The 17,790-nt window shown below is 46.2% G+C and carries 18 protein-coding genes; 9 read left to right on the top strand and 9 right to left on the bottom strand.

Going from position 1 to position 17,790, the window contains the following annotated elements:
- Positions 1-98: 98 nt before the first annotated feature.
- The 3 genes from EYA81_RS08980 (at position 99) to EYA81_RS08970 (ending at position 2,716) form a co-directional block, all read left to right on the top strand.
- Positions 99-626, top strand: coding sequence for an RNA methyltransferase (locus EYA81_RS08980; RefSeq protein ID WP_005833966.1), 528 nt, complete (start codon positions 99-101; stop codon positions 624-626).
- 257 nt (positions 627-883) lie between these two features.
- Positions 884-1,846 (top strand): YitT family protein, encoded by a 963-nt coding sequence (locus EYA81_RS08975; RefSeq protein WP_005825206.1) that lies wholly within the window; start codon positions 884-886, stop codon positions 1,844-1,846.
- 129 nt (positions 1,847-1,975) lie between these two features.
- Positions 1,976-2,716, top strand: coding sequence for a DUF5131 family protein (locus tag EYA81_RS08970; protein WP_131225651.1), 741 nt, complete (start codon positions 1,976-1,978; stop codon positions 2,714-2,716).
- Here EYA81_RS08970 and EYA81_RS08965 read toward each other — a convergent pair.
- Positions 2,711-3,343 carry a DUF4294 domain-containing protein gene (locus EYA81_RS08965; RefSeq protein ID WP_005833968.1) on the bottom strand — a complete coding sequence of 211 codons (633 nt, stop codon included), beginning with the start codon at positions 3,341-3,343 and terminating at the stop codon, positions 2,711-2,713. The genes EYA81_RS08970 and EYA81_RS08965 overlap by 6 nt on opposite strands.
- Before the next feature lie 97 nt (positions 3,344-3,440).
- On the opposite strand from EYA81_RS08965, the gene EYA81_RS08960 reads away from it, so the two are divergent.
- The gene (locus EYA81_RS08960; RefSeq protein WP_117599930.1) at positions 3,441-5,486 is read left to right on the top strand and encodes a helix-hairpin-helix domain-containing protein; all 2,046 of its coding nucleotides are present in this window, start codon (positions 3,441-3,443) and stop codon (positions 5,484-5,486) included.
- An 80-nt stretch (positions 5,487-5,566) separates the two neighbouring features.
- On the opposite strand, the gene EYA81_RS08955 is transcribed toward EYA81_RS08960, so the two are convergent.
- Complete coding sequence (locus EYA81_RS08955; RefSeq protein ID WP_008662275.1) at positions 5,567-5,770, bottom strand: helix-turn-helix transcriptional regulator; 204 nt, start codon at positions 5,768-5,770, stop codon at positions 5,567-5,569.
- On the bottom strand, positions 5,763-6,206 hold the full coding sequence (locus EYA81_RS08950) for a hypothetical protein (RefSeq protein WP_117588639.1): 444 nt from the start codon (positions 6,204-6,206) through the stop codon (positions 5,763-5,765). The genes EYA81_RS08955 and EYA81_RS08950 overlap by 8 nt, the downstream gene beginning before the upstream one ends.
- A gap of 250 nt (positions 6,207-6,456) precedes the next feature.
- Between EYA81_RS08950 and EYA81_RS08945 the strand changes: the two genes are divergently transcribed.
- Both EYA81_RS08945 and EYA81_RS08940 read left to right on the top strand, forming a co-directional pair.
- Entirely contained in the window at positions 6,457-7,230 is a 774-nt protein-coding gene (locus tag EYA81_RS08945) for a radical SAM protein (RefSeq protein ID WP_117599931.1), read from the top strand.
- A 10-nt stretch (positions 7,231-7,240) separates the two neighbouring features.
- Positions 7,241-7,750, top strand: a complete 510-nt coding sequence (locus EYA81_RS08940; RefSeq protein WP_009037517.1) for a flavin reductase family protein — start codon at positions 7,241-7,243, stop codon at positions 7,748-7,750.
- A gap of 5 nt (positions 7,751-7,755) precedes the next feature.
- Here EYA81_RS08940 and EYA81_RS08935 read toward each other — a convergent pair whose 3' ends face one another.
- Together EYA81_RS08935 and EYA81_RS08930 are read right to left on the bottom strand one after the other, a co-directional pair.
- Positions 7,756-8,595: a DNA/RNA non-specific endonuclease gene (locus EYA81_RS08935; protein ID WP_008662282.1), complete on the bottom strand. Its 840-nt coding sequence runs from the start codon at positions 8,593-8,595 to the stop codon at positions 7,756-7,758.
- 7 nt (positions 8,596-8,602) lie between these two features.
- On the bottom strand, positions 8,603-10,285 hold the full coding sequence (locus EYA81_RS08930) for a SulP family inorganic anion transporter (protein WP_117599932.1): 1,683 nt from the start codon (positions 10,283-10,285) through the stop codon (positions 8,603-8,605).
- Between the two features lie 320 nt (positions 10,286-10,605).
- On the opposite strand from EYA81_RS08930, the gene rbr reads away from it, so the two are divergent.
- On the top strand, positions 10,606-11,184 hold the full coding sequence (rbr, locus tag EYA81_RS08925) for a rubrerythrin (protein ID WP_005825226.1): 579 nt from the start codon (positions 10,606-10,608) through the stop codon (positions 11,182-11,184).
- Positions 11,185-11,315: 131 nt separating this feature from the next.
- Here rbr and nadB read toward each other — a convergent pair whose 3' ends face one another.
- On the bottom strand, positions 11,316-12,887 hold the full coding sequence (nadB, locus tag EYA81_RS08920) for an L-aspartate oxidase (protein ID WP_131225650.1): 1,572 nt from the start codon (positions 12,885-12,887) through the stop codon (positions 11,316-11,318).
- Between the two features lie 108 nt (positions 12,888-12,995).
- Between nadB and EYA81_RS08915 the strand changes: the two genes are divergently transcribed.
- Positions 12,996-13,388, top strand: a complete 393-nt coding sequence (locus EYA81_RS08915; RefSeq protein WP_117599934.1) for a PH domain-containing protein — start codon at positions 12,996-12,998, stop codon at positions 13,386-13,388.
- Positions 13,389-13,421: 33 nt separating this feature from the next.
- Here the strand turns inward: EYA81_RS08915 and EYA81_RS08910 are convergent, their stop codons facing one another.
- Complete coding sequence (locus EYA81_RS08910; RefSeq protein ID WP_131225649.1) at positions 13,422-14,030, bottom strand: hypothetical protein; 609 nt, start codon at positions 14,028-14,030, stop codon at positions 13,422-13,424.
- Positions 14,031-14,234: 204 nt separating this feature from the next.
- Here EYA81_RS08910 and EYA81_RS08905 point away from each other — a divergent pair, with 204 nt between their 5' ends.
- Positions 14,235-14,981, top strand: a complete 747-nt coding sequence (locus EYA81_RS08905; RefSeq protein WP_131225648.1) for a LytTR family DNA-binding domain-containing protein — start codon at positions 14,235-14,237, stop codon at positions 14,979-14,981.
- Between the two features lie 153 nt (positions 14,982-15,134).
- On the opposite strand, the gene EYA81_RS08900 is transcribed toward EYA81_RS08905, so the two are convergent.
- Positions 15,135-16,346 carry a hypothetical protein gene (locus EYA81_RS08900; protein ID WP_120137255.1) on the bottom strand — a complete coding sequence of 404 codons (1,212 nt, stop codon included), beginning with the start codon at positions 16,344-16,346 and terminating at the stop codon, positions 15,135-15,137.
- Complete coding sequence (locus tag EYA81_RS08895) at positions 16,343-17,659, bottom strand: DUF4270 family protein (RefSeq protein WP_120137254.1); 1,317 nt, start codon at positions 17,657-17,659, stop codon at positions 16,343-16,345. The genes EYA81_RS08900 and EYA81_RS08895 overlap by 4 nt, the downstream gene beginning before the upstream one ends.
- Positions 17,660-17,790: the final 131 nt, after the last annotated feature.

Here is a 17,790-nt window from a genome sequence, read left to right as displayed (position 1 = left end):
AATTGTTTCCCTATTGTATTGACACCTTTTCAACGGTTATTAACCGGGATATAAACGGAAAAAAGTATCTTTGCAGGGAGATTTAAAAGTATATTGTCATGCGTAAACTGAAGATAACTGAACTGAATCGTATTAGTGTAGAGGAATTTAAGGAAGCCGAAAAACTGCCTTTGGTAGTGGTATTGGATAATATCCGCAGTCTCCATAATATAGGTTCCGTTTTCCGTACTTCGGATGCTTTCCGCATCGAGTGCATTTATCTTTGTGGCATTACAGCTACCCCACCCCATCCGGAGATGCACAAGACAGCTTTGGGAGCGGAATTTACCGTAGATTGGAAATATGTTGATAACTCTGTTGAAGCTGTTGATAACCTAAAATCCGAGGGATACATCGTTTATTCTGTAGAGCAGGCGGAAGGTAGTGTGATGCTGGACGAACTGGTGCTGGACAAGACTAAAAAGTATGCTGTGGTAATGGGAAATGAAGTGAAGGGTGTTCAACAAGAAGTGATTGACCATTCGCACGGTTGCATTGAAATTCCTCAATACGGCACAAAGCATTCGTTGAATGTATCGGTTACGGCGGGTATTGTTATTTGGGATTTATTCAAGAAACTGAGATAATAACAGGGCTGTTAATAAACTGTCAATATATCGGGTTTGTTGGAGCTATATAGGTATGATGAGAGATTTTATGAACAGTGGTTGATTATAAAAATCAACCACTTTATTTATTGTAAATTAATGCTTTATCTCATAATCTATCCTTTTTGTTAACCATGTATTCAACACATATCGGTTGTATGTAGAAAACTTGCTGTACAGTTGGTGTCTTTTCTTATTTTTTGTATATTTGCTGAATATATATAAATCATATCGATATGAAAAAGATAATATCTTCATGGATAGGCATTTTTGTAGGTTGTACTATTCTGGCAGCAGGTTTTGTTTACTTTATCAATCCTTATAATCTTGTTCCTGGCGGGGTGTATGGAGCCAGTATTGTGCTTCATAATCTGTTTCCTTCTATTCAGGTAGGTACTTTCGGTTATATGTTTGATATTCCTTTGCTTATCATTTCCGTGCTGGTACTGGGAGCAAAATTGGGAGCACGTACTATCGTGGCGGCACTATTCACTCCGCTTGCCATGAATGTGCTGTCTCTCCTCTCCTATCCTTCTGAAGAAGCGCTCCATCAGTTGGACCCTACACAGTTGCTGGGTGGCAGTCTGAATATGTCCGACCATTTGATGCTGACTTCTGTGATTGGTGCGGTGGTTATCGGTATAGGCTGTGGTATTGTAGTGCGTAGCCGGGCTACTACAGGAGGTACGGATATTGTGGCGATGATATTGCAGAAATATTGCCATATACGTTTTTCAAAGGCGATACTGCTGGTAGATGGTATTGTGGTGGGATTCGGCCTATTGGTTATCGGTTTCGGTATCGGAAATCCGGATGATGCTACACAACCTTCGTGGCATTTGTCTTTCTATTCACTGATAGCTATTTTTGTCACTTCGAGGGTATTGGCCTATGTGATAAATGGGGAGAAGAATGACAAGATACTGTTTGTCATCAGTGATATGCGCCTTACCGCTTTGCACGACTATATTCTTAAAGATTTGGACCGTACAGCCACTTGCATCAAAAGTAGTGGTCTTTATACCAATGTAGACAAGGAAATGCTGTTTCTTGTGGTGAGTTACAAGGAAGTGGTAGGTATCAAGCAGAAGATAAGGGAAGTAGACCCAAAGGCTTTTGTAGTGGTTACCGATGCTTATGATGCATTTGGTGAAGGTTGGAAAGAGCTTCCGATGGCAGGAGAGGTACAACCCGAATAGGTAGTAATAAACAATTGTTCATTCTGTTATTAACTGAATATATAGCTTAATATCAATTGTTTAATAACTGATTATTTATGTTGCTAACATAGTTTTCAACATGGTGTTAACGATAAGTTTTTTGTTTGAATGAACGGTATTGTTGCGAAGTCGATGATGTGGAACTTATGGCATGGTTGCCATAAATTGAGTGCAGGTTGCAAGCATTGTTATGTTTATCGTGGTGATGCCCGGCGAGAGGTGGACAGTTCGGTGGTGGTGCGGACAAAAAACTTTGACCTGCCTTTGCGTAAAAAGCGTAACGGAGAATTCAAGATACCACCTGGAACATTTGTCTACACCTGCTTTACTTCCGATTTCTTTGTGGAAGATGCTGACAAATGGCGGGTCGAAGCATGGGAGATGATGCGTTGCCGCAGTGACCTGCATTTTATGATGATTACCAAGCGTATAGACCGTTTTTCTGACTGTCTGCCCGATGATTGGGGAGACGGATATGATAATGTAACCATCTGTTGTACGGTTGAAAACCAGGCTTGCGCCGATTATCGCTTGCCCATCTATGAGAGGGCTCCCATAAAGCATAAGATAATAATCTGTGAACCGCTGCTGGAAAGGATAGATTTAAGTACTTATGCTGTTGGCGAATGGATTGAACAGATAGTTGCAGGGGGAGAATCCGGTTACGAAGCTCGTCCGTGTGATTTTGAATGGGTGATGGACCTTCGCAGAATTTGTGTGGAAAATAAAGTGGAGTTCTGGTTTAAGCAGACTGGCTCTAAGTTCGTCAAAGACGGAAAGACATATGATGTGAAACGCCAGTTTCAACATTCGCAGGCACGCAAGGCGGGAATAAACATCAGTTTATAATTGTCCGCTTTCCACCATCAATATCACCCGTTCGGTCAATGCATCGTCTCCCATAGGGTCGTATTGCTTCTTTAGACTAGCGCCGAAGAGTGCGGCAAAAGTCTGGTAGAAACCGGCTTTGAAAGGGCCCATAAAAGCTTTTACCAGTTCATATCCGGTGGAGTTGGTCTGTCGGTCTACCAGTTTTATCAACAGTTTGCCTTGGGCAAAGGTAAGTTTCTTCATGCGGGGAGTGTATTGCTCCTTCAAGCTTTTCTCTACTGCTTTCATGTGTTTCTGGCGGGCTTTCTCGGTGGGCAGGGTCATCATGTATTCGTAGGTTTCAATGATGGCACGGTTAATCTCCTTGGAGATGGGAAGTACCTTCTTTACGTCACGAATGAGTTTGTAGTACTTGTTCATGTCGCGCTTGTTCTTGAATTTAAGCGGCTTGAAGATGTAGACAGTGGGGAGCTTGACATAAGGGATGGTATCTCCTTCGTAAACGCACATGGGAGTAAGATAGACACTCTTTTGCGCAGCAGACTGTGGTTGCTGCTGTGCAAAACATTTCAGGCTTCCGAGAGAAAGAAACATGATGAGTATTACTATGTTAAGCCTTGCGTTCATGTTGCAAAAGTACACCATTCTGTGTAATGTTGTTGCATCATGTTGATTTTTCCTTGCTCAATTAACTTATTTAAGGTAACTTCGCTTCCCAAAACATGAAAGTGACCTACTATTAATGGAATTACTCAAGATAGGAGTTTTTGTAAGTATGCTGTCAATGACTCCTATGCTTGAAGCTCAAAATATATCCGGCCTTCAGAAAGAACAGCCTTTACTTCTTTTGGAAGAAAATTTGGAACAACTTTCCATCGGGAATGAGGAAGAATACGGTTGGGAAGATGAATTGGAGGAGTTGTCCCGACGTCTGCAAGAGCCTGTCAACCTCAATGCCGCCACTAAACAGCAATTGGAGCAGTTTCCTTTTCTTACGGATATACAGATAGAGAATCTTCTGGCTTATGTCTATATATACGGACAGATGCAGACCATTTATGAATTGCAACTGGTGGAGGAGATGGATAAACGTACCATCGACCTACTGCTGCCCTTTGTCTGTGTGCGGGCAGTGAAAGCGGGTAGGGGGTATCCTGCTTTAAAATCTATACTGAAATACGGGAAACACGAAACATTGGCACGTTTGGATGTACCGTTCTATATCCGTAAAGGATATGAGAAGAATTACCTGGGACCTTCCCTTTACCATTCTTTGCGCTATAATTTTCATTATGGAGATTATCTCCAAATAGGCGTGACGGGAGAGAAGGATGCCGGAGAACCCTTCTTTGCCCTGCACAACAGAAAAGGCTATGATTACTATTCTTTCTATTTTCTGATAAAGAATCTGGGGCGGCTGAAGGCTTTGGCATTGGGCAATTACCGTCTGAGCTTCGGGCAGGGACTGGTACTTAGTACGGATTTTCGTTTAGGAAAAACATTCTCTATGTCTACAACAGAATATCGTACCGGAGGCATCCGTAAGCATAGTTCTACTGATGAGTACAATTATTTCCGGGGAGTGGCGGCAACGGTGGGAGTATTGCCTTACTTGGATATTTCGGCTTTCTATTCGCATCGCTCCATGGACGGTGTGGTGGAGGATGGCGAGATAACTTCCATTTACAAGACAGGGTTGCATCGCACGCAGAAGGAGGCAGATAAAATGAATGCCTTTGCCTTGCAGGTAATAGGTGGAAACATGACCTATGAAAAGAACTCTCTGAAGGTGGGAGTGACGGGGATTTACTATTTTTTCGACCGTCCTTACAAGCCTCGGTTGAACAAGTATGCAAAGTACAATCTTCATGGAAGTAATTTCTATAACGTGGGCATGGATTATAGGTATCGTCTGGGCCGTTTGGTGTGGGTGGGGGAGGCGGCAACCGGCAGTAAAGGCTATGCGTTGCTGAACCGGCTGAAGTATAATCTTTCTTCCGATTATCATCTGCTACTTGTTCACCGGTATTATTCATATGATTATTGGACTTTGTTTGGGCGTTCCTTTGGCGAAAGCAGTATGCCGCAGAATGAGAACGGATGGTATCTGGCAGCAGAGGCCACACCTTTCGCCCGGTGGAAGTTTTTCGCTTCATTGGATATGTTTTCTTTTCCTTGGTGGAAATACCGTATAAGTAAGCCCTCAAAGGGAGTGGATGCCATGTTTCAGGTTACTTATACTCCTCGAAAGAGCCTTTCGATGTATTTTAATTATCGGTACAAACAGAAAGAAAGAGACGTGACGGGTACAAGCGGTGCAGTTATCGAACCTATCTATCACCATAAACTCCGTTATCGGCTGACCTATATGCCGGGAAGATATATCTTTCGTACTACAATAGATTATAACCACTTCCGTCAGCAGGATGGGGAAGGGTATCGCTTTGATAGACGGCAAGGTTATCAGTGTACTCAATTTTGCTCGTACACTTTCCCCTTCCCTCTGTCAGTTTCCGTGCAGGGAACCTGGTTTCATACGGACGATTACGATTCGCGTGTTTACGCCTCCGAGCGTGGATTGTTATATACTTTCTATACCCCTTCCTTCTATGGCAAAGGGTTCCGTTACTCCGCTCATCTGCGATATGATTTGAGTAAGAACTTCATGTTTCTTGCCAAATTCGGACAGACGGTTTATCAGGATAGGGAGACGATTGGTTCGGGCAATGATGAGATACCGGGAAATAGGAAAGCGGACTTGCAGATGCAACTGCGTATCAAGTTTTAGAAACTGTTTTAATTTTATTTCAGTTTTCTTCTGAGGCAACCTGAAAAATAAAATTAAAACAGTTTTTTAGAGTCTTCTCTTTATCTGTCACTTTCTTCCAACATGAAAATTTCATTTACAGTCTTTCCGAATATCTCTGATATTTTCAATGACAGCAAGGTGGAAGGGACATACTTTCCCGATTCTATGGCATTGATGGTTTGCCGGCTCACTCCTATGGCTTCAGCCAATTGCTGTTGGGTCATATGCTTGATGGCTCTTTCTACCCTTAATGTATTAGTCATTGTTGCTCCTCCTAAATTTATAAAGTTCAATGTTGTACTTTATGATGAACAGAAACAATATCATGAACAAGTCTATAAATACAAAATTAAGATATTGCATGTCATAAATCAGCATAGTGCATACTATCAGTAGGGAATACGCTGTTATGGTAGCCCAGATAAGAGAGTTTGAACGAATATTGGCAATGCATTCATCTTCGTCCTTTTCTTTTGAGAAAGCTATGAACAAGAGTGAAACCGTAAGCCCTATCATACTCAACTCGTCGAATAAAGAGTTCTTGATAATACCCCAGGGAATTACTGACAACGCGTTTACCTTCAACCAATCTTCATTGCTGCCGTCGAAAAGGCAGATGAAGGACGTGATGGCGAATGGGACAAATAAACACCAACCTATCTTTCTGAAAGTGGTTGGAAATAAATAGTTCTTTCTCATAATACTATGCATTTAGATGTTATCTGCAAATGTAATGTATACTTTACATGTAAACAAGTAAAATAGATAAAATGTAATGTATGATTTACTTTTTTAACATGAGATGTATGCTTTATAAAGGGAATATTTTCTTTTATGGGTAAACTTTTGCAAGCCGAACATTGCCAGATACCATAGTTTTCACTTAACTTTGGAGCGGTAAGATTGTTTAAGCATTAATCAAACCGTAAATCGTCAAATCGTAAATAGTATGACTGTCATTTATCCATCTCCCATATTCGGTCCCGTTCATTCTCGCCGTCTGGGAGTATCTTTGGGAATAAATTTATTGCCGGCAGACGGCAAAGTATGCACTTTCGACTGTATTTACTGTGAATGTGGCTTCAATGCCGACCATCGTCCCAAACAGCCGTTGCCTACGCGCGAAGAAGTCCGTTCGGCCCTTGAAGCCCGTCTGCGGGACATGCAGCAAAACGGACCTACACCGGATGTACTGACTTTTGCCGGTAATGGAGAACCGACGGCACATCCCCGTTTCCCCGAAATCATAGAAGATACACTTGCCTTGCGCGACAAGTATTTTCCGAATGCAAAGGTGAGCGTACTGAGCAATTCTACCTTTATTCATCGTCCTGCCGTATTCGAGGCTTTGAACAAGATTGACAACAACATCCTTAAACTGGATACGGTGGATGAAGAGTATGTCCGTGTACTTGACCGTCCTACCGGACATTACTCCATCCGGGAGATTATAGAAGGGATGAAAGCGTTCAAAGGGAACTGCATTATCCAGACCATGTTTCTCAAAGGAAGTTATAAAGGACAAGATATGGATAATACATCCGATAAATTTGTTCTTCCCTGGCTGGAAGCTGTCAAGGAGATTGCTCCCCGCCAAGTGATGATTTATACCATCGACCGTGAAACGCCCGACCATGATTTGCAGAAGGCCACCCGCGAGGAACTGGATCGCATTGCGGAACGGATACGTGAAACGGGTATACCGGTAAGTGTTTCTTATTAATAATATACTTATGAAATCAATAGCAATTAAAGATTTAAGCGAGAACTTCTTCGAAGTGATAGGCAAAGAGTGGATGCTGGTTACGGCAGGCAGTAAAGAACATTTCAACACCATGACTGCCAGTTGGGGAGGTATTGGCTGGCTTTGGAACAAGCCGGTGGTGTTTGTCTTTATTCGTTCCGAGCGCTATACGTATGAGTTTATGGAGGAGAACGAATATTTCACCCTTTCTTTTTTAGGAAAGGAAAACCGGAGCATTTACAACCTTTGTGGCAGTAAATCGGGTAGGGAAGTGGATAAGGTAAAGGAAACTGGTCTGAATCCTATCGTTACCGAGCGGGGAAACATTCTCTTTGAGCAGGACCGCCTGGGATTGGAGTGCCGCAAGCTTTTCATTACCGATATGAAAGAAGAACTCTTTCTCGACCATTCCGTCTACGAGCGTTGGTATGGCGGTGACCACGGTGGATTGCACCGGGTTTATGTAGCCGAGATTGTAGATGCCTGGGTAAAGGAATAGCTCCTTTACCACAGTTTCAAGTCATATTCGGCTTCCACCTTCTCTTCTATTTCATCCGGAAGGGCGGGGAAGAAGTCGATACCTGTAATACGTTCCACTTCGTCCACTGTATTGACGTAGCTGTCCAATGGATGATTGCCTGATGCATTCTTATAAATGAAGCCGATGGCTTTGGGGGGATTGCTGTCTGCACACAGAACGACCTTGAAGAATGCTTCGGGCACTGTAATTTTGTGCTTCTTACCAATGGTACGGTGACGTTGGTCATAGAGAATAGGACCGCATACAATGTATATCTTGCCTTCTTCTTGTGCCCAACGGCGGCATGACTCTTCCAGTTCTTTCCAGTCGCCACGGTTTAGATTGTGGTTCTGCGGGCAAATGTTTGTCATGTAGAAGCTCTCTTGCATGGCTTTCCAGTGCCAGCGGTTGTCACCGGCCGGACACATATGTCCGCGGTCCATGCCGGCTCCTTTGTAGTCATCGGTGGTTACTGCCTCGTGCTCAGGCAGGTCGGGGTCGGGCAAGAACTTGTCTGTACGGCTTTCACGCTCCACCAGTTTTTCGGGAGTGAGTTCCCAGGCTACCCAATTGGGTATCTTTAAATCCTTGTTGTAGGATACTGTGTAGCCTTTCCGCTGGAGAATCTGTTCGGAGACGTTCTTCAGCTTTGCCGGTATTTCAAGGCGTGTGCCTGCCGTGAGTTCTATCTTGGCAGGCGTAGAACTCTTTTGCCTGGCATCCGAAAGTATCTTTGCAACGGGTTCATAGGCAAGGCAGACCGCACATATAAACAATATAAGATAATAGACGCCTTGCGATTGTTTCTTTTTTTTTCGTGCCATGCCGGGATTAGTGTTGGATAATTATTTTGGCCCTTTCCAGTGCCACATTTATGTTCGGACAGATATTTTCTTCGCCCAACAGCTCATAGAAGCCCGATTTTTCCAGTACCTTATGTACCTTTTCATTGACACCGGAGAGCACAATGGTTATTTTTTCCTTTTGGGACATCTCACAAAGGCTTGTCAAGTTGTGGATACCGGTAGAATCGATGAACGGAACTTTACGCATGCGGATGATGCGCACTTTGGGGCGGTCGCCCAGCCGCGCCATGATTTCTTCGAATTTGGTGGCGATGCCGAAGAAGTAAGGACCGTTTATTTCATATACTTCCACATCCTCGGGGATTATTAGGTGCTCGTCATTGCTTGCAATGTCCGATTCTGCATTCGGGTCTATTTCATCTTTGATGACGGATATTTCGGTAGTCTCCATGACGCGGCGCATAAACAGCACGCAGGCAATCACCAGACCTACTTCAATGGCAATAGTCAGGTCGAAGATGACGGTCAGGAAGAAAGTAATCAGCAGTACCGTGACATCCGATTTAGGATTCTTCAATAATGCCTTGAACGTACGCCAACCGCTCATGTTATAGGATACTATGACCAGTACACCCGCCAGGCAGGCCATTGGTATATACTGTGCCAGTGGCATGAGAAACAGTAGGATAAGCAGCAACACCACTGCATGAACCATACCTGCTACGGGAGTTTTTCCTCCGTTGTTGATGTTTGCCATGGTACGCGCGATGGCTCCGGTGGCAGGGATACCGCCAAACAGCGGGGTAGCCATGTTGGCAACACCTTGTGCTATCAGTTCCGTGTTGGAATCGTGTTTGTCGCCTATCACACCATCAGCTACGGTGGCAGACAGCAAAGATTCGATGGCACCCAGTACAGCGATTGTAATGGCTACGGGGAACAAGTTCTTTATCGCTTCCCAATCCAAGGCAGGCATCACGGCATCCGGCAGTTCGGCACGGATGCTGAAACGGTCGCCGATGGTATCGATACAGTCAATGCCTCCATATACTTTCATCAGCCAGACTGCCACTGTCACCACGATGATGGCAATAAGTGACCCCGGTATCTTCTTCGAGAACCGCGGTGTAATGGCAATGATGAAGATACTGACAATACTTACAATCGTGTTCCACCAGTTAACGGTATCGAAATGTCGGAAATAAATCATCCATTTTCCTACAAAGTCTCCCGGAACTTTCTCTCCTCCGAACGTCAACCCGAAAATGTCGGCAATCTGCGTGGTGAAGATGGTGACGGCAATACCGCTTGTAAAACCTACGATGATGGGATAGGGGATAAACTTAATGACAGCTCCCAGCTTGAAAACTCCCAGCAGAATAAGCAGTACGCCTGCCATCAGTGTGGCGACAATCAGCCCCGATTCACCGTATTGCTGGATGATGCCATAGATAATGACGATGAACGCACCGGTCGGTCCTCCAATCTGTACCTTGCTTCCACCCATCAGAGAGATGATGAAACCGGCTATGATAGCCGTAATGATACCTTTCTCCGGTGATACGCCGGAGGCGATACCGAATGCAATGGCAAGCGGGAGGGCAACGATACCTACAATGATACCTGCCATCAGGTCTGCCATGAACAGTTCTTTAGAGTAATTTTTTAAAGCCGTGTATAGCTTTGGTCTGAATCCGAACGCTTTCATTATAATCTACTTTTTTATACGTTTTTTTATACAGAATGTAATGTATATATTGCAAATTGCCTGCAAAAGTAGATAAAATAATGGATATTAGTGAACACAACTGTGATGTATTTTGTTTTCCTTATCAGATATGTGCTATTAATTATGCTAAAATGCCTTTTCGGATTATCGGTGAAGATAGATTCTTTCTATAAGACGATAGATGAATCCGATGGGGCAGAAGTGTGGTTATTTCAAACTAAATTCGTAATTTTGTGTTGTTTACGAACAGTACGAACGACATTTATACGTAATTATATTAACTAATAAAAAAAGAGACTATGGCTAAAAGTGTTAAAGGAACTCAGACTGAGAAGAATCTGCTGACTTCATTCGCTGGTGAATCACAAGCAAGAATGCGTTACACTTATTTTGCAAGTGTAGCCAAGAAAGAAGGTTACGAACAAATCGCCGCTATTTTCACAGAAACGGCTGACCAGGAAAAGGAACACGCTAAACGTATGTTCAAGTGGTTGGAAGGCGGTATGGTAGAAATCACCGCTTCTTATCCTGCAGGTGTTATTGGCACTACCCTGGAAAATCTTCAGGAAGCTGCTGCCGGCGAACACGAAGAGTGGTCATTGGATTATCCTAAGTTTGCTGATATTGCAGACGAAGAAGGTTTCCCCGAAATTGCTCTTATGTACCGTAACATCGCCATTGCCGAAAAGGGACACGAAGAACGTTATCGCGCTTTTATCCAGAATATAGAGACTGCCAGCGTATTTGCCAAGGAAGGTGAAGTGGTATGGCAGTGCCGCAACTGTGGTTTCATCTACACCGGTAAGGAAGCTCCTCAGGTATGTCCGGCTTGCTTGCATCCGCAGGCTTACTTCGAAGTAAAGAAGTCAAACTATTGATAATGTCTCCTGCTTGTGCAGGTATGGATAACGGGAAACGCCCGGATGCTTTCTTCAGAGCATCCGGGCGCTTTGTTTAAATGACCATGTTCGTTTTCCGTGCCAGTATAGTGGCGCGAGTTTTACTTTAGTTACTTCCCGACGTGCGGATAGTCTATCGTGTAGTGCAGTCCGCGGCTTTCCTTGCGTTCCATGGCTTGCTTTGTTATCAGGTATCCTACGTTTATCATGTTGCGCAGTTCGCACAGCTCTCGGGTAGCCTTGCTACGCTTGAAGAGTGCTTCTGTCTCCTCGTAAAGTATGTCCAGTCGGTTCCAGGCACGTGTCAACCGGGTATTGCTGCGGACAATGCCTACGTATGCCTCCATAATCTGGTTCACTTCCTTCATGCTTTGTGTGATGAGGACACGTTCTTCGGTGGAGATGGTACCTTCGTCGTTCCATTCGGGGATGTCTTCGTTGAAGTCATAACGTTCCAGTACGCTCAGCGCGTGTTTGGCTGCCGCGTCGGCATAAACCACGGCTTCAATCAGTGAGTTGCTTGCCAGACGGTTGCCGCCATGCAGTCCGGTGCACGAACATTCGCCGATGGCGTACAGACGGCGGATGCTGCTCTGTCCGTCCAAATCCACCGTGATGCCTCCGCAGAGGTAATGGGCGGCGGGGGCTACCGGTATGTATTCCTTTGTGATGTCGATACCGATGCTGAGGCATTTCTTGTATATGTTCGGGAAGTGCTTCTTGGTTTCTTCGGGGTCTTTGTGGGTGACGTCCAGATACACATGGTCCTCACCGCGCTGTTTCATTTCGTTGTCGATGGCACGTGCCACGATGTCACGCGGGGCCAGCGAGAGTCGCGGGTCGTACTTCTGCATGAATTCTTTTCCGTCTTTGGTGCGCAGCACGCCGCCATAACCACGCATGGCTTCGGTGATGAGGAACGAGGGGCGGTCTCCCGGATGGAAAAGGGCTGTGGGATGGAACTGGATGAATTCCATGTCTTTCACTGCTCCCTTGGCACGGTAGACCATGGCAATGCCGTCTCCCGTGGCTACCAGCGGGTTGGTGGTATGGCGGTAAACGGCTTCGCAACCGCCCGTTGCCATGATGGTGACTTTGGAAAGGAAGGTATCCACCTCGCCCGTCGCTTCGTTCAGCACGTAGGCACCGTAGCACTTGATGCCGGGGGTATGGCGGGTAACGATGATTCCCTGGTGATGCTGGGTAATGATTTCCACAGCATAGTGGTCGGTCAGTACGGTGATGTTGGGGTGTTGCTTCACAGCTTCGATGAGGCTGGTCTGTATCTCTGCACCCGTATTATCCTTATGGTGGAGGATGCGGAATTCGGAGTGGCCGCCTTCTTTGTGCAGGTCAAACTCTCCGTCCTCCTTTTTGTCGAAGTTCACTCCCCATTTAATGAGCTCCTTGATTTGTTCGGGAGCATTGCGCACCACCTTCTCTACGGCTTCGCGGTCGCTTATCCAGTCACCTGCAATCATGGTGTCCTCGATGTGCTTCTCGAAGTTGTCCACAGCCAGATTGGTGACGGAAGCGATACCTCCTTGTGCAAAATAGGTGTTTGCCTCTTCCAGACCTGCCTTGCAGATAAGGGCTACTGTCCCCTTGTGCGCCACTTTCAGCGCAAAACTCATACCGGCAAGCCCGGAGCCGATAACGAGGAAATCGAACTTTCTTACCATAGGATTTAGTGTTTATCGCTGCAAAACTACAAAATAAGTACATTCCTTGTTCATTCCGTAGGGATTTATTCGTAAAAAGACCTACCTTAGCGGCAAAAATCCGATAGAATGAATAGAATCTTTCATGCCCGTATTGCTGTAGGGCAGTTTTTGTTTCTGGCTCTGATAAGTGGTCTTGCCATTTATATGTTGTGGGATAAATACGTGCTGCCTGCGGCGCTTTTCATGCTTTGGCTGATAGTTGTCATCGAGAAGCTGATTCATACTACCTATACGGTGACTCCGGACGGGAAGCTGAAATTGTATTTCGGCCGCTTCTCGCGCAGTAAGGAGATTCTGCTGAAGGATGTCATTTCCGTGGAGCGTGCCTCTTCCATGCAGATAGGACGGTTTGCAGTAATGCGCTACGTACTGGTGAAGTATGGAGCGGGTAAGTGCGAGGTATTGTTTCCGGTCAAAGAGGAGGAGTTCATCCGGTTGATGGAGGAACGGAGAGGATGAGCAATATGGTGTGCCCACGTATGTGATTTCGTTTTAATCTGCCGTTATCGGTTTCATGGTAATGTCTCCTGTGTAGCTTTCCGGAGTTGTTTGTATGAACTTTCCCTTTATCTGTTTTTCCGTTTTTGTATATTCACCTACGAATGTCAGTGTATAGGTAGCTACAAGCTTGCTGTAGTGTAGTGTTCCTTTTATGATGAGCCGACAGTGAGGTGGTATGCTGATGGTGGAAGTACTGCTGTTTGGACCTTTGGCTTTTGTTGTTTCGCTGCCATATTTTATTGTTGTCCCGCTTAACGATAGTTCATCTCCAAACATGTAAGGGGCATTGACGAATATGTCTTCTTCCCCCATCCATGCAAATGCTCCGGGGTCGTTGCTTTGGAAGGTGGTTTCCTGCCATGTGTCTTCAAAGGGGGAGTTTGTGGTAGTAATACTGCTGTTCAAATTGTTTTCCATGATGAAAGGCGGGAGTTCTACATCATAGGTACTGAATCCATCCCCTTCTTCTTCAAAAGAGTATTGAATATCTTTGAACAGATATTTTTCAGCATCTTTAATTTCGTCTTTATCATAACAGCCGGTCGTGCAGACAATCAATATGGCGGACAATACGAGGTGGAATAGTTTCTGTTGTTTCATAGCCTTTACTTTTTTGTGAGGATGTACGTACAAAGATAAGTTTATTTTTTTGAAACTATTCATAGTGAGCACTTTATTTTCCTGATAATTTAGTCTTTCTGTAGATGCAGGTAATCTTTGAATCATAAATAAAGCTTAATTTTAGCTCTTCTGTTTGCAGTTTTTCGGATATGGCAGCGTCCATTATGTAAAAAAGAAACGAACATGAATTTGAATTGTGCCATTTTACATGCAGACCCGGAGATTGCCGGAAGGTTGGAAGAGTATATCGACAAGGTTCCTTTTCTCTCTTTGCACGGAAAGTACGGCAATCCTCTTGAAGCGCTGAAGGATTATTATGAGACAAAAGTGGAAGTTTATTTTGTCGGCATCTATCCGGTGGAAGAAGGTGAAATCAACGGAATGGATTTTTGCAGGCTCTTGTCCTCGTCCACTCGTGTCATTTTCATTACAGACACCGACCGCTATGCTGCCGAATGTTTCCGTCTGGATGCGTTGGACTATCTGATGGACGGGCTCAATTTCTCCACGTTTTTCCAGTCTGTCAGCAAGGCGGCACGCTGGTTTTCTTTGCAAGATGCAGGTACGTCCGACTCCAAGCACAGGCAAGGTCTGGAAGAGGCTCCGAAGGTGATTTACATGCGGTGTGACAACCGCATCATGCGGCTCGACCTGGAGCGGATAAACTACATAGAGGGTTTGGGGGATTACGTCAAGATTTTCTGCAAGGGTGCCTCCAAACCTGTCTTGAGCCTATGCAGTATGAAGTACATGGAGGAAAAACTTCCGGCGGACGAATTTATCCGCGTGCACCGTTCTTTTATTGTCCGCATGGACTGCATCAGCGCCATCGGGCGCAGCACACTGCTCATCGAGCAGAAGGATGTCCCCATTGGCGATGCTTACCGCGAAAGGGTAAAAGGGTATGTGTCCAGGCTGGCAGTGTTGTAATACCCCGTTTTCAGATACTATATACTTTGTTTGTTGGATCTATAGTTCCAGCGTGCTGCATCTATATATGCAACGCGTTGCATATATAGATCCAACAAATGATAATCATTCGGTGTAAAATCCGTGTAATCTGTGGTGAACCGGAACCTTGTATTACTTTAGTTTTGCTCTCGAAATTCTTTCCCCGAACGTCAAGTTCAGATTCAGACTGAACCGGCTTTCCTGCATCAGATTGCTGCGTGAGTTCAGTTGTTTCCGCCACGTGGCGCCCAGCGAGAGATAGGAGTACCGGATGGGGAAGCTCGCCCCTACGCTGGCTTCCAGATACTGCATCTTCCCGCCTTTCAGATTGATATAGGAGTTGCCGAAACCTATTCCGCCCATCAGCTCGGTGGAACGTGCCAGGCGTGGCTTGGTAATGTAGCTGCTGCCTATGTTCACTTTGTGCTGGTTCTCGTATTTCATGGAGGTATAGGAAGAGGAGTTGCGGCTCCAGTCCAGGTAGTTGTAGTCGGCGGTCAGCACCCAGCGTTCGGTGGCCATGCTGAGGCCGGTGCCGAGGTGCATGGGCAGATATTGTGTACGGCTGTGGTATCCTTTATCGAGGTTCTCGCTGGTAGATGAGTTGCTGTAGGTCAGTGTATTGTCGTGGCTGATGGGAAGGGAGGGAGCAAATACCAGTCCTGCCGCCCACTTCCGTTGTCCGGTCGCACCCCATTCGTAATGTATGCCGAAGTCCGCATAAAAGGCCCGTTTGGAGGATTCGTACTTTACAATGGCGCTTTCCTGCGTTTCGCTCTGTGTCACTGTGCCCACTATCATCCCCAGGTTGATGCCGACCGACAGTTGCCTGCTCAGTGCAAAGGCATTGGTGACGTAGCACCGGTATAGTCCACCCGTACCCTCAAAGAGCGAGTAGGTGTAGTTGCCGGGCATTCCCTCTATCTCTTCTTCGGTCTGGATGACGTAGCCCACACTGCTGTATGGCGCTGCACCTACAAGGGCATACCAGCGCGGCAGGATGCGGAAGCCCATGCTGATGCGGTTGGGATTGCCGGTGAAGTTGGAACTGTGTTCGCTTAGGAAGGAATAACGGGCATACGAGGCCGACGCACCCACATCGAACGTGAAGCAGGCGGTGTCCATGCGGGTGATGGCTGCGGGGTTCAGCGTGTTCAGAAATCCGGTACGGTTCAGGGCGATGCCCGTGTTGCCCATGCCGGCATAACGTCCGCCGTCACCGGCACTCAGTTCGCCCACTCCGTACATGGAGGTGGGCAGGTTGGTGGTGTTTTGTGCCATGACGGTGAGGCTTGCCGTACATAGACTGCACAGCAGAAGGGGAATCCGGTGATGGTATTTCATTGCTCGTTGTATATTTTGAATCTTACGTCTAATCTGCATTGGTTTTCTTGTTCGGGGTCGTTGGTGAAGATTACCTGGTTGAAGGTGGTGGTGCTTTCTTCGTCTGTCAGGCTCATCAGCAGTTTCTGCCGCTTGATGCCCGAAGTGCCGTAGTTGTTGCGGATGAATTCGGTGAGGTCGAAGGAGTAGTAGGTCTCTTTCCCGTACATCTCGTCGATGGTCAGGTTGCCGGTCTGTACGGTTACGCCGTCGCTACCGTATACGTAGTCCTCCAGCACATTGTTCTCGTCCGTGATATAAAGGCGGATGTCATTGGGAAGCTGGCTCACTTCGTTGTAGCTCCGGGCCAACGGATAGAGGTAGAGTGTGGCGCTCTCTATGGAGACTATCTGTCCGGCACTTCCGAGGCTGTTGAGGTAGGGGAATTCCAGTTGGTTGTAGTAGCCCGTCAATCCCTGCATATAGGCCAGGCAACCCATGTCGCTGGAGTGGACGAGGTTCTCTATTCCGCTTTTCAGGGAGGCAAGGTGGGTGCCGTTGGGGTCGTGCCGGATACCGGTATAGGCATAGTCGGTGTTTACGCTGAAAGTCAGCACTTGTCCGGTACGTTGGTTGGAGACTTCCTGGTAGTGGAGGTTGATGCTCATGGCAGAGTCGTTCACCATGAATCCGGTGATACACTGCCCGTCGTTTTCGGGCACAAAGACCAGTCCGGGGAATTTTTTCTTGAACTTGTCTTGGGTATCGAAGTAGTCGTCCTGAGCCACGAGGTCATTCAGCAGTTGTTGTCCCCATGAGTCGGGCAGGCGGACGCTTACTTCCTTCTTCCGCCCCGGGCAGGGGGTGAAGGTAAAGCTGAAGAGTGGAGCATCTTCCGTCGGGAGTACGGTGCTGTTGTAAAGGTCCTCGTCGTTGTCCAGCACGATAGGTTTTTTCAGCCGGTAGATGGAGATGCGCTGTTGCGTCAGGGTATCTCCCCAGAAATGGCCCGAAGGTATCATTCGCAGTACGAGGGAGTCGAGGGTATAGGTATAGTCTGTGTTAGGGGTGAAGTCGGACGTGGAGTATTCGGCATAATAGGTGGCGGATACTTCTCCCCAGGCGCTGCTCCGGTAATGTCCTAGCTGGCAGATGCTGTCGCCCCGGGTCTCTATGGAGTCTAGCAGGATGGTGCTGATGTCTACCGAGCAGGTGTCTGCGTATACATTATAGAAGGAGCTTTCCACGAGGCTCTTTCCAAGCTGCGAGTTCTCGTCCTGGCAGGCGCAGAAGATAGCGAGGACTGCGAATAAGCTGTACAATGACTTCTTCATTTCTGTTCTTTTAGTTGGCGGCAAAGGAAAGGCAAAACTTTTATATCTTCCTACAAAAATCGGCGTTCGGACGGTTTTTATCGGTAAAGGCGTTTAACGGGAATTTCGGACTGTTCGTCGGTTATTTTTGT

It is taken from the genome of Bacteroides sp. A1C1 (assembly GCF_004328515.1).
Taxonomy (GTDB): Bacteria; Bacteroidota; Bacteroidia; order Bacteroidales; family Bacteroidaceae; genus Bacteroides; species Bacteroides uniformis.
This window is presented reverse-complemented; position numbering and strand designations above follow the sequence as displayed.

Coding starts and splice junctions, on each gene's coding strand:
- EYA81_RS08980 (WP_005833966.1), top strand. CDS start 99: ATGCGTAAACTGAAGATAACTGAACTGAATCGTATTAGTGTAGAGGAA.
- EYA81_RS08975 (WP_005825206.1), top strand. CDS start 884: ATGAAAAAGATAATATCTTCATGGATAGGCATTTTTGTAGGTTGTACT.
- EYA81_RS08970 (WP_131225651.1), top strand. CDS start 1,976: ATGAACGGTATTGTTGCGAAGTCGATGATGTGGAACTTATGGCATGGT.
- EYA81_RS08965 (WP_005833968.1), bottom strand. CDS start 3,343: ATGGTGTACTTTTGCAACATGAACGCAAGGCTTAACATAGTAATACTC.
- EYA81_RS08960 (WP_117599930.1), top strand. CDS start 3,441: ATGGAATTACTCAAGATAGGAGTTTTTGTAAGTATGCTGTCAATGACT.
- EYA81_RS08955 (WP_008662275.1), bottom strand. CDS start 5,770: ATGACTAATACATTAAGGGTAGAAAGAGCCATCAAGCATATGACCCAA.
- EYA81_RS08950 (WP_117588639.1), bottom strand. CDS start 6,206: ATGAGAAAGAACTATTTATTTCCAACCACTTTCAGAAAGATAGGTTGG.
- EYA81_RS08945 (WP_117599931.1), top strand. CDS start 6,457: ATGACTGTCATTTATCCATCTCCCATATTCGGTCCCGTTCATTCTCGC.
- EYA81_RS08940 (WP_009037517.1), top strand. CDS start 7,241: ATGAAATCAATAGCAATTAAAGATTTAAGCGAGAACTTCTTCGAAGTG.
- EYA81_RS08935 (WP_008662282.1), bottom strand. CDS start 8,595: ATGGCACGAAAAAAAAAGAAACAATCGCAAGGCGTCTATTATCTTATA.
- EYA81_RS08930 (WP_117599932.1), bottom strand. CDS start 10,285: ATGAAAGCGTTCGGATTCAGACCAAAGCTATACACGGCTTTAAAAAAT.
- rbr (WP_005825226.1), top strand. CDS start 10,606: ATGGCTAAAAGTGTTAAAGGAACTCAGACTGAGAAGAATCTGCTGACT.
- nadB (WP_131225650.1), bottom strand. CDS start 12,887: ATGGTAAGAAAGTTCGATTTCCTCGTTATCGGCTCCGGGCTTGCCGGT.
- EYA81_RS08915 (WP_117599934.1), top strand. CDS start 12,996: ATGAATAGAATCTTTCATGCCCGTATTGCTGTAGGGCAGTTTTTGTTT.
- EYA81_RS08910 (WP_131225649.1), bottom strand. CDS start 14,030: ATGAAACAACAGAAACTATTCCACCTCGTATTGTCCGCCATATTGATT.
- EYA81_RS08905 (WP_131225648.1), top strand. CDS start 14,235: ATGAATTTGAATTGTGCCATTTTACATGCAGACCCGGAGATTGCCGGA.
- EYA81_RS08900 (WP_120137255.1), bottom strand. CDS start 16,346: ATGAAATACCATCACCGGATTCCCCTTCTGCTGTGCAGTCTATGTACG.
- EYA81_RS08895 (WP_120137254.1), bottom strand. CDS start 17,659: ATGAAGAAGTCATTGTACAGCTTATTCGCAGTCCTCGCTATCTTCTGC.